Annotated in this window: 13 protein-coding genes; 10 read left to right on the top strand and 3 right to left on the bottom strand. The window is 30.5% G+C overall.

Features of this window, described 5'->3' with window-relative positions; translation table 11 throughout:
- The first annotated feature begins 22 nt into the window (after positions 1–22).
- From speD to FHK87_RS03020, 6 genes are read left to right on the top strand one after another with little or no spacing between them, the layout of a single operon-like run.
- Complete coding sequence (gene speD / locus FHK87_RS03045; protein ID WP_140589616.1) at positions 23–391, top strand: adenosylmethionine decarboxylase; 369 nt, start codon at positions 23–25, stop codon at positions 389–391.
- The gene (locus FHK87_RS03040; RefSeq protein WP_140589614.1) at positions 392–1,195 is read left to right on the top strand and encodes an ion transporter; all 804 of its coding nucleotides are present in this window, start codon (positions 392–394) and stop codon (positions 1,193–1,195) included.
- Positions 1,196–1,197: 2 nt separating this feature from the next.
- Positions 1,198–1,731 (top strand): DUF4178 domain-containing protein, encoded by a 534-nt coding sequence (locus FHK87_RS03035; protein ID WP_140589611.1) that lies wholly within the window; start codon positions 1,198–1,200, stop codon positions 1,729–1,731.
- Between the two features lie 10 nt (positions 1,732–1,741).
- Complete coding sequence (locus tag FHK87_RS03030; RefSeq protein ID WP_140589609.1) at positions 1,742–2,446, top strand: hypothetical protein; 705 nt, start codon at positions 1,742–1,744, stop codon at positions 2,444–2,446.
- A gap of 39 nt (positions 2,447–2,485) precedes the next feature.
- Positions 2,486–3,355: a DUF350 domain-containing protein gene (locus FHK87_RS03025; protein WP_140589606.1), complete on the top strand. Its 870-nt coding sequence runs from the start codon at positions 2,486–2,488 to the stop codon at positions 3,353–3,355.
- 21 nt (positions 3,356–3,376) lie between these two features.
- On the top strand, positions 3,377–4,912 hold the full coding sequence (locus FHK87_RS03020; protein ID WP_140589603.1) for a polyamine aminopropyltransferase: 1,536 nt from the start codon (positions 3,377–3,379) through the stop codon (positions 4,910–4,912).
- Between the two features lie 4 nt (positions 4,913–4,916).
- On the opposite strand, the gene FHK87_RS03015 is transcribed toward FHK87_RS03020, so the two are convergent.
- The 3 genes from FHK87_RS03015 to FHK87_RS03005 all read right to left on the bottom strand — a co-directional run bounded on the left by FHK87_RS03015 (position 4,917) and on the right by FHK87_RS03005 (position 9,526).
- Positions 4,917–6,437, bottom strand: a complete 1,521-nt coding sequence (locus tag FHK87_RS03015) for an NAD(P)-binding protein (protein WP_140589601.1) — start codon at positions 6,435–6,437, stop codon at positions 4,917–4,919.
- Between the two features lie 9 nt (positions 6,438–6,446).
- A complete protein-coding gene (locus FHK87_RS03010) occupies positions 6,447–7,988 on the bottom strand; it encodes a polyamine aminopropyltransferase (RefSeq protein WP_226294030.1) in 1,542 nt (513 codons plus the stop codon).
- A 686-nt stretch (positions 7,989–8,674) separates the two neighbouring features.
- Positions 8,675–9,526, bottom strand: a complete 852-nt coding sequence (locus tag FHK87_RS03005; RefSeq protein WP_140589596.1) for a polysaccharide lyase family 7 protein — start codon at positions 9,524–9,526, stop codon at positions 8,675–8,677.
- 383 nt (positions 9,527–9,909) lie between these two features.
- On the opposite strand from FHK87_RS03005, the gene FHK87_RS03000 reads away from it, so the two are divergent.
- The 4 genes from FHK87_RS03000 to FHK87_RS02985 all read left to right on the top strand — a co-directional run bounded on the left by FHK87_RS03000 (position 9,910) and on the right by FHK87_RS02985 (position 14,769).
- Positions 9,910–10,269 (top strand): hypothetical protein, encoded by a 360-nt coding sequence (locus FHK87_RS03000; protein ID WP_140589594.1) that lies wholly within the window; start codon positions 9,910–9,912, stop codon positions 10,267–10,269.
- 430 nt (positions 10,270–10,699) lie between these two features.
- On the top strand, positions 10,700–11,461 hold the full coding sequence (locus tag FHK87_RS02995) for a nuclear transport factor 2 family protein (protein ID WP_140589591.1): 762 nt from the start codon (positions 10,700–10,702) through the stop codon (positions 11,459–11,461).
- Positions 11,462–11,600: 139 nt separating this feature from the next.
- Positions 11,601–12,374 (top strand): hypothetical protein, encoded by a 774-nt coding sequence (locus FHK87_RS02990; protein WP_140589589.1) that lies wholly within the window; start codon positions 11,601–11,603, stop codon positions 12,372–12,374.
- Between the two features lie 298 nt (positions 12,375–12,672).
- The gene (locus FHK87_RS02985) at positions 12,673–14,769 is read left to right on the top strand and encodes a leucine-rich repeat domain-containing protein (RefSeq protein ID WP_140589587.1); all 2,097 of its coding nucleotides are present in this window, start codon (positions 12,673–12,675) and stop codon (positions 14,767–14,769) included.
- The last annotated feature ends 199 nt before the right edge of the window (positions 14,770–14,968 follow it).

The following is a 14,968-nucleotide window of genomic DNA, read 5'->3' as shown; positions in this document are numbered from 1 at the left end:
TAAAAAACGTCTCATTACTATAATGAATGGACTAGGATTACACATACTTATGGAGTTTCATGAATGTTCTTTTGATGCACTCAATACATTAGAAACATTAGAAGAAACGATGAATAAAGCTGCAGTTGCCTCTGGAGCGACTATTATAAAATCGATATTTCATAAATTTGCACCTCAAGGGGTAACCGGTGTTGTGGTCATTGCAGAAAGCCATCTGGCAGTGCATACTTGGCCAGAGCATGGATATGCAGCAGTAGATTTTTTTACCTGCAATACAAATATGGATTATCATATTGCTTATGAACTGCTGGCAAAAGCATTAACATCTCAAAAACACAGTTATAAAAGTGTAGAACGAGGTTTAATAAATACTAATATAGAAGGGTATTAAATGAATTATAAGAAACTAAAAAAGCGATCTTACGAAATTCTAGAAAAAGGAGCTCCGGACGATACATGGAGTAGAAGAGTTGACTTTTTTATAATTTTTTTAATTTTCTTAAACATTCTTGCTGTAATCTTAGAATCAGTTCGATCATTAAAAGAAGAATATCAATTAATTTTTGATTTTATAGAGCTATTTTCTATATGTATTTTTTCTATCGAATATGTATTTAGAATATGGTCTATTACAGAAAAAGAAGAATATTCGAAACCAATAAGCGGGCGGTTAAAATATCTGTTTTCCTTTTTTAGTATTATTGATCTATTAGCAATAGTACCGGCTTATATTCCACTATTAGCAACTGTAGATTCTAGAGTGATCAGAGGTATACGATTGGTACGATTGTTTAGAATTTTAAAATTATCAAGGTATAACAGAGCTTTTGGTCTTATAAGAAATGTAATCCGATCAAAAAAAGAAGAACTAGTAATTTCGCTGTTTGCAGTATTAACCTTATTGGTTGTCGCTTCAAGCCTAATGTATTTTATTGAAAATAAGGCACAGCCCGAAGCATTTTCGAGTATTCCTGCTACAATGTGGTGGGGAGTTGCTACACTTACGACTGTTGGGTATGGTGATGTATATCCTGTTACTGTATTGGGAAAATTTATGGCAGGAATAATGGCTATTTTAGGAGTAGGGTTATTTGCATTACCGGCAGGTATTTTAGCCAATGGATTTGGCGATAATTTGGATAGTAAAAATCAAAGCAAAGTTTGTAAACATTGTGGTAAAAATATAGATGAATAATTATGGGGATATTTAATTTTTTTAAGAAAGACAAAAAAGAAAGTAAAATTGATTTTACAGTAAACGAACTCAAAAAAGGTTATATTCTGGATTATTTTATGAAAACCTGGGAGGTCAAAAGTGTATACCTATACGATTGGGGTAATAATTCTTTTGCTCGAGAATATTTTCTTGATGCTGGTAATGAAAAATTATACCTTTATGTAGAAGAAGACGATGAATTAATCTGCTCGGTTTGGAAAAAAATAGATATCATTGATATTGACCCTAATATTATTGATATTACCATAGCTAACGATGATGCACCAAATACTATAACCTATAAAAATAGTACTTTTACTAAAATAAGTTCGAGTTTAGGAAACTGTGCAGAAGAAGGAAATGAAGATGAATATGATGAATTGATTAGCTGGACATATCAAAACAAAGACAACAAAGAGTTGATTTCTGTAAATAGAGTAGGTGAAGAAGAGTTTGAAGCAACTCATGGAAATTATGTAAAAGAATATGAATTTTCAAATATTCTTCCAAGATAAAAGTATGAAAATGAACAAATTAAATTTTGTAAATCTTACAATGCTAAGTTTATTGATCTTGAGCATTGTGAGTTGCGGAACCAAGGATTTCAAAAAAACACCACTCGATAATTACATTGTTGAAAACAGTAAAGAAAAACAATTCTCTGTGATCTTAGAGGATATGAATGTTGAAGGTACTTTTTTCAAAACATATTTACATAAATATAAGGTTATTAAACATAAAGAAGATGACACTCCATATGAGGAAGTGTCGGATTGGATTGAAGTAGAAGAAGGTTTTTTTGATACACACGTTGATAATCTTGGAATGGTAATTCTGGAAAAAAAAGGACAAGGAGAAATCTCTAAAGTAGCCTCACCTCCCGGGTATGGTTATGTGGGAGATAGTAGGTATGGAGAGTGGAGAACCCATAATGGTTCTACATTCTGGGGGTTCTATGGGCGCTATATGTTCATGAATCAAATGTTCGGCATGATCAGCAGGCCAATATACCAAAGTGATTATCGCACGTATCGTGATGGAGGGTATTATGGTAGAAAAAGTTATTATGGACCCAGAACTGCCGGAGGTAGTAGCCGCTATGGAACAAATTCTACTCAAACAAGAAAAGATAAACCAAATTTTTTTAGAAGAAGAGCTTCTAAAACAGGATGGTCTTCTTCTAGAAGTCGATCAGGTAGTCGATCCAGAAGTACAGGATTTGGGAAGTAATCTTTTTTCATAAATATTTAGATATTAAATCAACACGATATGCAATTCGATTTTTTTAGAACTCTTGATAACCTTATTACAGCTTCTATTTATTTAGTTGTAAGTTTTCTTTTGTTTTTTATAGGTAAAAAGATATACCAACTTGTCAATAGGAGTTTTGATATAGACAAAGAACTAGTGGAGAAAGATAATCTTGCTTTTTCATTTGCTAATGTTGGGTATTATATAGGTTTGGTGATTGTGATATCTGCTGTTTATTCTGGCGAAGGGATCGGGCATATCGTAGATGATCTTATCGAAGTTGGGATCTATGGTATCATATCGATTATTCTGCTAAATGTTTCTGTGATCATTTCTGATAAGTTAATCCTAAGAAAATTTTCGATAAAAAAAGAAATTATAGAAGATCAAAATGAGGGAGTTGGTATATTAGAAGCTGCTATTTGTATTGCAAATAGTCTAGTGATTTATGGAGTAATTGCAGAAAATCAAGACAATTTTTTAGAAATTCTTATTCTGTGGGTAATAGCACAGTTTGTATTGATTCTGGTTGGGATTGTTTATAATAAAATAACTCCTTACGATATCCATGAGCATATCAAAAATGATAATGTAGCCGTTGGTATCGGATTTTCGGGAGCAATCATAGCTGTTGCAAATTTAGTACGTTTTGGAACACAAATGGAAGCAGATAGTTGGATTATCGTAGGAGAAAACCTTTTATTAGAAACTGGAATAGGATTATTATTATTACCAATTGCTAGATTTCTTACGGATAAAATTTTATTACCAAAAAGAAAATTAACAGACGAAATTGTAAATCAAGAAAAACCAAATAGTGGAGTAGCTGTTATCGAAGCTTTTTCTTATATCGGTGGATCAATATTAATTTGCCTTAGTTTTTCGTAAAAGCATTATTTTACTAAGCTCATGATCAAAACAAAGAGCTTTTGGCTTAAAACAGCCATTTTTGCAACAGGAATTTCTGGATTAACCTCAGAATTTATTTTGTCTACATTAGGATCCTATTTTATAGGAAATGCAATTGTACAATGGACTGTTGTGTTATCAATCATGCTTTTTGCTATGGGGATAGGAAGCCGTATCAGTAGATTGGTTACCAAACATATATTACTCACATTTCTTACTATAGAGTTCTTACTATCGATTCTCATCAGTTTTTCGCCATTATTTGTTTATGCCATTGCTGCAAAAACAGAATTTATATCCATAATTATTTATACACTAGCATTGTTGGTAGGTTTTTGTATAGGGTTTGAAATCCCTCTGGCAACAAGGCTAAATCAACAATATGAGCCCTTAAACAAAAACATATCCAATATAATGTCCTGGGATTATATTGGTAGTTTAATAGGAGGGTTGTTATTTGCTTTTTGGGGATTGCCAGAGTTAGGGATAACAAATACAGCATTCGTTTTTGGAACGTTGAATTTTATTGCTGCAGGATTACTTTTCTGGAACTATAAAAGTGAATTGATTACAGAAAAAAAATGGGTAATTTCTTCAATAGTGGTATTGATATTCATATTAAGTGTAGGGTTTACAGTATCAGATGATATAGTGCTGCATAGCGAACAATCCAGATATAAAGATAAAATAGTCTATCAAGAACAGTCTAAATATCAACAAATCACGGTCACTCAATGGAAAGAACATTATTGGCTTTATATTAATGGAAACCAACAGCTCAGCACGTTTGATGAATTTCTATATCATGAGCCTATGGTACATCCTATCATGGCATTAACACCAGAACATAAAAATATATTGATTATCGGTGGAGGAGATGGATTTAATGTAAAAGAATTATTGAAGTATGATGATGTAAATACAATTACACTTGTAGATTTGGATCCGGCTATGACAAGGTTAGGAAAAGAATTTCAAGGAATTGTAAAATATAATGAGGCTGCATTACATGACCCCAAAGTGACAATTATTAATGATGATGGTTTTACTTTTTTAGAAACGAACCAGATTTTTTATGATGTTATTATTATAGATCTACCTGATGCCAAAACTATTGATATCAATAAACTGTATTCTCTAGAGTTTTACCATTTGGCATATCAGGCATTACGCCCTAACGGACATATTATTACTCAGGCTGGTAGTCCTTATTATGCAACAAAAGCATTTTATTGTATTGACAAAACGATGAAAGCTGCCGGTTTCTCGTGTTTACCATTGCACAATCAAGTACTGACTTTGGGAGAATGGGGTTGGATTTTAGGAAGTAAGAAAAATACCAAAGCACAAATGATAAAACGATTAAAACAAGCTTCGTATAAACATCTTAATAATAAATGGTTCAATAAAGAGGCTATAAATTTAATCACATCTTTCGGAAAACCATTGGTAGATACATCTCTCGTAGAAATTAATACGATTAATTCACCCATGCTTTATAAATACTATTTAGATGGCAATTGGGATATGTATTAAAAAATCATATTTCTGTATTAGATATCATTTTTGAAGCTTGTATGCCAGAGTCTAATGCATCAAATAAAAGTGGTAAACGACCTGTATCAGCCCCTGCAAAAGCTAAACCATCTATTGATAATTTTCTTGATGTTGTTAAATAACCTGTCTTTGGCATTGGCATAGCATGGCCTAATAATTTAATATATACTTCTTGTACAGCACTACTAATGTCTTTTTTGTAATAGTCAGATATTTTTTTGATCGTTTCATGCACAATAGCTTCATAAGAAGTTTCCAGATGTTGTACACTGTAATGATGCATATCAGGAAAACAATAGTAAGCAGTAAGTACTCTATTATTATTTGGATTCTGAATCTTGGAATCAGCAAAACCCAAAAAAGTAGTATCTGTGGAGATAAAATCATTTTGCCACTTACTATTAGGGAGTTTTATATCATTAGAAACAGCAATGTTAATAACTACCCATGGGGTATAAGAGACATCTTTGAATTGAGGAAAAGCTAAAGGATAAACATATCGTAATGCATGTTTTTGGCCGGCATAGACAACGGTATTGGCTATCACTTTCTTTCGGATCATGTTTTTGGTATCCAAAACATCGATATGCCATCTGTTCATTTCTTTTTTTAATCCAAATACGAGATGATTACAGTGTAAATTTTCAGAAGGAATCTGATTTGCCATTTTATTTATGAAATAATAATTACCCTCAACAGGAGAGAATAATTCAATGCTCTGATTAGAGTAATAAGGTCTGCATGTATAATAGTGGATACCTGCCAATGCTGAAACTTGTTTAGAAGTACCACCATAATCATCCAGCATTTGATAGTCTATTGCATTGATAAATGAACCATCGATAGGTAGATATTTATTGAGGTAATCGTAGAATGTAATGTGATCCAGATAATGAAGCTCAGAAGGGATTAAAGTACTTGGTAATGGGAAATCTCCTTTGAATTGACTAAGCAGATCAAAAAAGTTTTTGCGTAATTCAGAATTCAATAAAACTGAAGGTTTCATCTCTCCATGTACGTAACAAGCAGTTTCTTGTTCAGAGGAGATAAGGTGTTGTTGATCTACAAAGTCCCACAAATTGGTATAGGAATTAAATTTAATTACCTGTAACTTTTCTAATAATTTCAGACCATCTTTACCATAGTTTTGTAAATATGTATGTTCATAATGCGCTCCTTGTGAATATAGTGTATTGTTGATGGATAAAGCGCTCGATGTGCCTCCCAATCTTGTATTTAGTTCGCATACCATAAAATCTTTAGAAGGTGATGAACATGCTGCCGATAGCCCTGCAATTCCTCCTCCGACAATGAGAGTTTCTGTTCTCAGGTTAGATGTTATGGGTAGTTCAATTGCTGATTTTACAAGATGTCCTGTTTTGCTATTCGAATCAATATGGATGGGAAATGTTAGTTTTTTTTGTAAAATTTCAGGATTACTTTTTTTACAAGCTCCCAAAGTAATGATTCCTCCGCTTAGATATAAAAATTGACGTCTATCCATTTATAATGATTATAAGAATTTAGCCCATGTACCATCTAAATAATATTTATATAAAACAGGGTTGCGCACAGTATTTACTTCTACACTATCTACCTTTATAAGGTCTCGACCAAAAGAAGTCATAAGATTCATTGATTCATTTGTAATCCATTTTACATCGAGATCATCAAAAGTCATTTTTAAAAGGTCTTCTTTAAGTTCGCTTTTGGTTTGTTGTTTGGATCCGATAACCCATCCCCATTCTCCAAATGAATATACATGATTGTGAATAGGTAATGCAGTAAACCCAGAAGCATCAATTGTTTTTTCGATAGATCTAAAAGCTTTTGTTGTATAGTAGGGGCTAACTGCCTGGGTTATAATATTCCCCAAAGGTCTAAGCCTTTTATGACAAAGCCTATAGAACTCTTTGGTGTACACTCTATTTAAATCAATACTTTTAGGGTCAGGAAAATCAAGAATCATTACATCATAGAATTCAGTAGAATTTTCTAAAAATTGAAATGCATCTTGATTGACTACCTTTACTTTGGGATTATAGTACGCACTATCATTCATAGTAGTGAAAATCTCATTTGATTTCCCGATTTTTGTCATTTCGGGATCAATATCAACCAAGGTGATATTTTGTACTTCCTGATATTTTAATACCTCTCGTATTGCACAACCATCTCCGGCTCCTAGAATTAATACATTGCGAGGATCCTTGGTAAGTTTCATTACGGGATGGACTAAAGGCTCATGATATAAAAATTCATCAAAAGTACATAGTTGTTTGCTAGCGTTAAGATATAACCAATAATGTTCTTTCCATTGTGTGATGGTAATTTTTTGGTAACGTGTTTGTTTAGAGAAAACAACTTTGTCATTAAATTTCTTTTGCTCACCATACAATACGATTTCATCAGCATTATAGCTTAAAAACAATATGGTACATAATACAACAGGAATTGTAATTTTAAAAGGGATTAGATAAGATACAGTTATATACTTTTTTAGTCTTACAAAAAGAGCAATAGCAACTAAGAAATTGATTCCGCCAAGTATAAAAGGTGTATGGGTTAACCCTAAGAAAGGTAAACCTACAAAAACAAAAAATAAACCACCAATGAGGCTTCCATAATAATCATTCTCCATCACTCCGGCGATATTGGTTCTTAGCTCCTCATTATCTTGATTAATACGTGTTACCAGAGGAATTTCCATTCCTATTAATAATCCTATAGCAATACTGAAGCTATAAATAACGAGACCAATGTTTTCTGTAAAACCAACTAGAAAATAAGTAGCGAGCGCAGCAGTAGATGTAAGTAGCGATAATAGAAACTCTGCAATCAAAAATTTTTCTAGGATTTTGGTAGTAAAAAAAGTACTCAATCTACTTCCAACTCCCATAGCGAATAACATAATAGACAATATCATCGTCCATTGAAAAACAGAATCACCCAAAAAATAAGTTGCTAATGTAGATAAAATATATTCTGCAACAATTCCTGAAAGTCCGGTGGCAAATAAAGCTAGTTTAAGAATTCTGGACTTTTTTTGTGACAAGGGTAATGTGTTAATTTAAGTTTATCATAACGTAACCGTTATATTTTTCAAAATTACATAGAAAAAATAAAATCAGAGATGCAATTACATCTTAAAAAAAATAGAATGTTGATTATTTATGAAATGATCGTATGATTCGTTATCATGCTTTAAATGTAGAAGTAATATATAGTATTAGACAGTTTGTTGATTTGTTTGATTAAAAATAGTATTTAAATAATGAATATCTGTTGTAATTATAAGTAAGTAATTGTTGGAAATTCTTACCTGGATCATAAAGTAAAATGCATTCATAGTAAAAGAGTATTACTTCTTTAAACTCCTCTCTTTATTTGTGCCCATTTTTTTAAATAATTATTTCTTTTTCATCATCAGATCATTGTAGATACATGATGTTAATGATATGATCAAAAAAATATTTTTTTAGGTATTTATTGTCATACAATGGCTCTAGTTTATAATTCAATGATATAATAATAGCCCCCCTATTAATATGATTATCATCAAAATTATAATGAAGTAAAGGTTTAAATTTTACTTGGCACTAGAGCCATATATGAAGTTTAAGTTCTTTTTCATTTATAGAATAAATTTCAAATAAAATTTTTGTATCATATTACAATAACAAAATCTATTTGTAATGCTAAACCTAAAACTGTACTATAGAAATTTACTCTACTATAATTTTACCAATCTAATGAAAGAAAAGATACCTTTGCACTACCTGATTTTTGATTATAAGCTCCTGCTTTAAAATAAAAACCTGTTCCCCAATCACTCTGCAAAATATCAGCAATTTGGACAGGGCTTTTTGAATTATTATTAACAACTACTGAAACCTTTGCTCTTGCTTGTAGTTTACCATTTTTAAGTTTTTTATTGTAAGGTCGATATCTAATCTTAAACTTAGCAGCACTACCACCTCTTAAAAATTTTGTTCTTCCACTAGTTGAAGCGCCAGGTTTACTTCGATTTACGGCATAAAAACCAGCAGCATTTTTACCACTTTCTGCTTTGTATTCTATTTTTAATAAAGGGCTGTTTTTACCACTATGATGAAGTTGCATAACAGTAAATTCTTTATGACTAGTAGTATGAACTTTTAGATTTCCAGTAGAAGTCAAACTAGTTGATGGACTATAATCACCAAACCTTCTTAATTCAGTTCTTTTTTTACTTCCTTTTGGACTTTTAAAATACATTTGGTTATCTTTCATATAAAAGTTACTACTCTTATATCCACTAAAATTTCCTTTCTCTACATTAACCCAAATGTCTTTTTTATTTTTTTTAATCTTCCTTTTAATGATTCCACTTCCTGGTCCTTGTAATTTTGCTTTATTTAGAGCTTTAGAAAATTTATCATAAGGTACAGGGGTTCTCTTTTTTCTTGCTAAAACCTCATTAATTTCAGTTTCATTAACCGGATCATCTTTCGAACATGAAATAGCTCCAAGTAAAAAAACAAAAAACATAAATTTAAAACTTACTCTAATAGACTTATTCATAAGTCTTTCTTCTCTTTTTTTAATTGTCATAATTTTTTGTGTTTTATTTTAGTTTAAATTAATATGTTCTTGAAACACACCACCAATACATCTCCCTAAATAAATAATTGTTAAAATGTATTAAAGAGTGTTAACTATAGTAGGTCGTACGATTAAAGTCTTGCGAGAAGAACTACTCTTTATTAAAGGTCAGTATGATGAATACACAAGAAAAAATTGGTGGATAGAAATGTTGAGATCACAAATTGATACGATAAAAACTAAGCACAGCAAAATCTAAAAAAATATTGCTTAGCAATTTTCCCAAGTAAGAAAATCAATCACAAAACATAAAGTTTGGGTATATTTATAAATTAGCAAGAGAAGTCAACGAAACTATTCTTTAAACTTAACGTTAGCAATAATATCAAAAAATGGGATATCACATTTACCTATACCGGAAAGAAGTAAAAGAGAACAATTCTGGACTAGAATTTCTTGAAAATGAATCTTTAATTCAAGATTTCGAACCAAATCAAAAGCAAAGCTTAAGAGAGCGACTATTGAGATATGGATTTATAATAACTAACGAAGCAGAAACCGAAACCTCTTTTTCGTTCAAAACAATTGATTCTTCAGTTCGGGCGAATTTGCGTAGTAATTGTCTTTCTTTTATCTCAAGTTACAGTGAAGAAGATCTATTTGAGATTCAAATGACTGCTTCTGAATTTACAGACACAGGAGAATTTCTCAAGTTTGATCCTCAAAATGGGGCTTGGGAGGAGATCATGTAAAAATTATTGATAATGCAATGTAAACCCAATGCTTTTTAATGTCACACCAAAAGTTAGTTATGTATTTGCCAAGTATACGTTACAAATTTTATTATTTTAACCCTTAATTTGAGAAACACAAAATAGGTAACGTCTGTGCGTTATTGTTAAAATAATCAAATGGGAGTTCAGTCTATAGTCCATGGGAGCCCTGAATGATTACCTAGATTATAATATAATTTATGATGATGATTTATATCCAATTCTAATATACTTAAAAACTAAAAATATGATTAGATTTAGCTTTGAAGGTGGAGGAAAGGGATACTGGATTAAAAAGTTAAAACCAATAAACAAAATAGCGAACGCACAACAATTTGTATAGTACATATGCTTCCTACGGGGCGCAAACGTAACATACAAGAGTCGTTGGATACAATACTATGCTCTTATGAAAAAAAAACATTGGACTAAATTTCTAATATTTCTTTTGATCACTTCTATATCTAATAATACAATTGGTCAACAATTAGAAAATGAATCATCAGAAAAAATACAAAGGTCTTGGCTTGAATCACTAAAAAGTTCTAAAAATCTAGAATCTTTTTATTCTGAAAATAGTGGAATTATGATTAATGATGAGCTGTTTATAGGTTTAGAAGATATAAACAAACAACTTTTAACCCTAATAAAGAATGTTGGGCAGTTAAATATTTATAAATCTTTGGAAGTCTATCAACTAAGAGAGAATCAAAAATTCGTGCTTGGAACTTATGAAACCTTAAATGGAAAAACCTTAAGTACAATTATTGGCTGGAAAAATAAAGGTAAATGGACAAAAGAATTTGAAGTAATATATATAAATACGGATTATTCTAATCTCGAAGTGAATTTAGTTAATCAGGCACGAGAAAGTTGGGAAAAATATTCTAACCAGCATAGACCTGATTTAATAGTTGATAAAGTTTTTTCAAAAAATGGGAAATACTTTAATCGAGGGACCTTGTACAAAGGAAAAGAAATAATTGATGCATATTCCTATATGAATAATGAATCATATAAAATCAAACTAGAATCTTCGAAAGTATTACAAATAAGTAATAATATTATTTATGATATTGGAACGTTCGAAGTTGGGGGAAAAGGGCTTTATACTCTTATTTGGAAAAAAGAAGCTGACACTTGGAAATTATTATTAGACTTTAATTTCTAAAAACCTTTATAGTTATTGGTTTTAAAGTTGGTTTGCAGTTTTCTAACGAAATTCAACCACTTTTCTCTCCTTTTTTATTAACTTGATTTACAACACCACAAATCATAAATGAGATGTTGTGAGTAATCTATAAAATTATATGACAAAAAATTTAATAATACTATTATTCTTTTTTACATTATTTAGTAAAACTCATGCTGAAACTAAGACAATTCATGTTTTTGTAGCATTATGTGACAATGAATTTCAGGGTGTTGTACCTGTACCTGAAAAGATTGGAAATGGTAAGGATCCTAAGCTAAATTTATATTGGGGAGCCGGATATGGAGTCAAATCTTTCTTCAAATTAAAAACTAAAGATTGGAAATTTGTAAAACAATTTAATTCCTCGAATCCTTTTATTTTAGACAGATTACTGTTTAAGCATTCAACGAAAGATGTTTATTTATTAGCTGATGCTTATGACGGAGAGAAAATAAAAACCTGTACAGAAGATTTTTTGAAAGCTTCAAATTCGCAAAATGGATTCGCGATAAAAGAAAACGATTTAACACTTAATTTTGGAGGAGATTCTGACTTAATAGCCTATGTCGGACATGATGGATTAATGGATTTTGAAGTAAATATTACCTATAATAAAATTAACAAAAAGAAAAGAGATGTAATAATCTTAGCCTGTTTTAGTAGAAGTTATTTCTCTCCCGAAATAAGAAAAGCAAATGCTAATCCCATTTTGTGGACAACACATTTAATGGCTCCAGAAGCATACACTTTAAAAGCAGCAATTGATGGATGGGTGAATAACGAAAATGGTAAACAAATCGACGAAAGGGCTGCTCAAGCTTATCACAAATATCAAAAATGCGGAATAAAAGGGGCTAGAAACCTATTTGCTACTGGATTTAAAAACTAATCACAATACAATATACGATGTCATAACAGTAAAGTGATCAATCAAATAGTTGTTGTATTTTGGTAAAATGTAATGTCTGTAGAGGGAAAAAGTTAGTAATTACTGTGTATAAAAACCGAAAAGCAAGGTAACGTTTTGTCCTGTTAAGACACATATATCATATATTAAACGTTGTAATACGTTTTTCTAATTAGAATACAATTAATTTCTTAAGTTAACGAGGGAAAAGGCTAAAAAAAATTAATTGTTTGAATATGAATGATTTGATATCAGTAAAAATTTTGATCCCCACTAAAAAATGAAAAATAAACTTTATTACATACTATTCTTTTTACTTATTTCAATCAATATAGTCATTGCTCAACAAAGAAGTCGTTCGTTAGAAGAAGCATTACAAAACCCGGAAAGTGTCGAATTTTTAGATCTATCATCAAAAAACCTAACCGAATTACCGAGTAGTATTGGCAAATTGATAAATCTTAAAAATCTGATTTTAAGTAGAAATCATATCACCAAATTACCCAATACTATTGGAAATCTCAAACATCTTGAACGGTTAACATTAGATAAAAATAAACTCACAGAGTTACCTGAAAGTATAGGAAATTTAAAATCCCTATCGTATTTAAGTATCAAGTCAAATCAGCTTAATAAATTACCTAATTCCATTGGTAATTTAGAAGCACTTACAATGTTATCCTTATCTGAAAACAATCTGACAGAACTTCCTAAAAGTTTCGGTAATTTAAGAAATCTTAGCTATTTAGATCTTAAAACATGCAAAATCAATAAATTACCAGAGTCTATCGGTAACTGTACCCGTCTAGAATATTTTAACGCACTCAAGAATCATCTAAAAACCTTACCCGAATCGTTTTCCAAACTTAGTGCACTAGAAACCCTAGATTTAACAAGTAACCAACTTACAAAGCTTCCTAAAAAAATCGGAGCATTAACAATGCTTAAAACTTTAAAATTGAGGAACAATCAAATAGTTGAGTTACCAAAATCTTTTTATGACCTTCCAGCAATAGAAGAATTTGATCTCACGGATAATCAAATTATTACAATCTCAAAAAACATCAAAAATTTAACTTCATTAAAATCAATACAACTACAATCCAACCCATTAACAAAATTACCTGAAGAAATAGGAAATTTATCAAATTTAGAACGTCTTTGGCTCAATAAAAACAAACTTACCACATTACCTAACTCAATAGGTAAACTATCAAAATTGCAGGATTTAAGCGCTGGATATATGAGTTTAAAAAGTATTCCTAATACTATTACCAAACTGCAAAATTTAAAATCATTAAGCTTAGACAAGAACCAACTTACCAGTTTACCTATAGCAATGGGTGACATGAAGAGTTTAAAAAGGCTCAATGTTAAGAGCAATAAAATTACCAGCATTCCTAATTCGTTAGGTAGCTTACAACTTAGTAGTCTGGATATTAGAGAAAATCTAATTAAAGAACTTCCTCAATCTGTAATAGATATGGGGTGTTTTAATGTTAAAAAAGACAAACATGTATACTATCCTTCTAGAGCAGAGTTGATGAAAAAAGATAGGGAGCGGATTAAAAATAGAGTAAAAAAGAGAGAAGCAGAGCGTAGTCCCGAAGAAAAAGAACGTATTGCCGAATTAGAAAAAATACGATTAAAAAAACTAAAAGAGCAAGAAAAATTTCGACTATACCACGATTTTTTAACTGATGCATTACGAAGAAATGCAAAAGAATTGTCAGATTTAGAACCTTTTAAGTCTAACTCAAAATATAAGGAAACCGTAAACAGTTTAAGTGAAAGCATTGATAGATATAACGTTTCAAAATATATAACTCCTATAAATTTTATCATGTATCTCTCAGAAATACCTGATAACTACAAAACCAAATATTATTTATCGGATAGAGAGATAAACGATTACAAAAATATAAGCCACCTTGCAGCACATGCTTTGGCAGATACTTATATATCGAATAAGAACTATCCCAAGGCTATTGAATATTTGGATTTAGCATTAACTAAATTTCCATATCATTCTTTTAGTGGTACTACAGTTAATAAAGATCGTTTAAGAATCAGAAAGGACCTATCCGAAGTGTATTACGCGTTAAAAAAGAAGAATGACGCCTATATGTATGTACTAGCTAATATTATAAACGGTCAGAGTTTTAAAAATCATGAGGAAATACTTATTGCGTACCTTAAAGATGAGGATAAAACACAATTTAAAAAAGACTTAAAATCAGCAATAAATACCATTAAAATCATTGAAAATAATGGTTATGAAATTATTTTCAGATCTAAAAAATATACTTTTTTTGATGGTCCATATAAGAAGTCATTAGCTGATATGAAATCAATATTATTATCTATAGAATTATAATAAATAAACATATTACAAAACCAATGAGAGAACTATACTTCTACTAAAATTATTACTCAAAAAAAATCTTGTTTTTCCTATTTTTTTTAGATGTAATTTATTGATATTCAGAATATATTTTATCAAAAAATCATAAAATAGAGGTTTGAATAATTATTAAATTATTCAATGATGAAAACACGTTTATAACAAAAACAGA

It is taken from the genome of Aquimarina algicola (genome assembly GCF_006443095.1).
GTDB lineage: Bacteria > Bacteroidota > Bacteroidia > Flavobacteriales > Flavobacteriaceae > Aquimarina > Aquimarina algicola.
The sequence above is the reverse complement of the archived record's forward strand: the minus strand, read 5'-3'. Positions and strand labels throughout refer to the sequence as shown.

Coding starts and splice junctions, on each gene's coding strand:
- speD (WP_140589616.1), top strand. CDS start 23: ATGAATGGACTAGGATTACACATACTTATGGAGTTTCATGAATGTTCT.
- FHK87_RS03040 (WP_140589614.1), top strand. CDS start 392: ATGAATTATAAGAAACTAAAAAAGCGATCTTACGAAATTCTAGAAAAA.
- FHK87_RS03035 (WP_140589611.1), top strand. CDS start 1,198: ATGGGGATATTTAATTTTTTTAAGAAAGACAAAAAAGAAAGTAAAATT.
- FHK87_RS03030 (WP_140589609.1), top strand. CDS start 1,742: ATGAACAAATTAAATTTTGTAAATCTTACAATGCTAAGTTTATTGATC.
- FHK87_RS03025 (WP_140589606.1), top strand. CDS start 2,486: ATGCAATTCGATTTTTTTAGAACTCTTGATAACCTTATTACAGCTTCT.
- FHK87_RS03020 (WP_140589603.1), top strand. CDS start 3,377: ATGATCAAAACAAAGAGCTTTTGGCTTAAAACAGCCATTTTTGCAACA.
- FHK87_RS03015 (WP_140589601.1), bottom strand. CDS start 6,437: ATGGATAGACGTCAATTTTTATATCTAAGCGGAGGAATCATTACTTTG.
- FHK87_RS03005 (WP_140589596.1), bottom strand. CDS start 9,526: ATGACAATTAAAAAAAGAGAAGAAAGACTTATGAATAAGTCTATTAGA.
- FHK87_RS03000 (WP_140589594.1), top strand. CDS start 9,910: ATGGGATATCACATTTACCTATACCGGAAAGAAGTAAAAGAGAACAAT.
- FHK87_RS02995 (WP_140589591.1), top strand. CDS start 10,700: ATGAAAAAAAAACATTGGACTAAATTTCTAATATTTCTTTTGATCACT.
- FHK87_RS02990 (WP_140589589.1), top strand. CDS start 11,601: ATGACAAAAAATTTAATAATACTATTATTCTTTTTTACATTATTTAGT.
- FHK87_RS02985 (WP_140589587.1), top strand. CDS start 12,673: ATGAAAAATAAACTTTATTACATACTATTCTTTTTACTTATTTCAATC.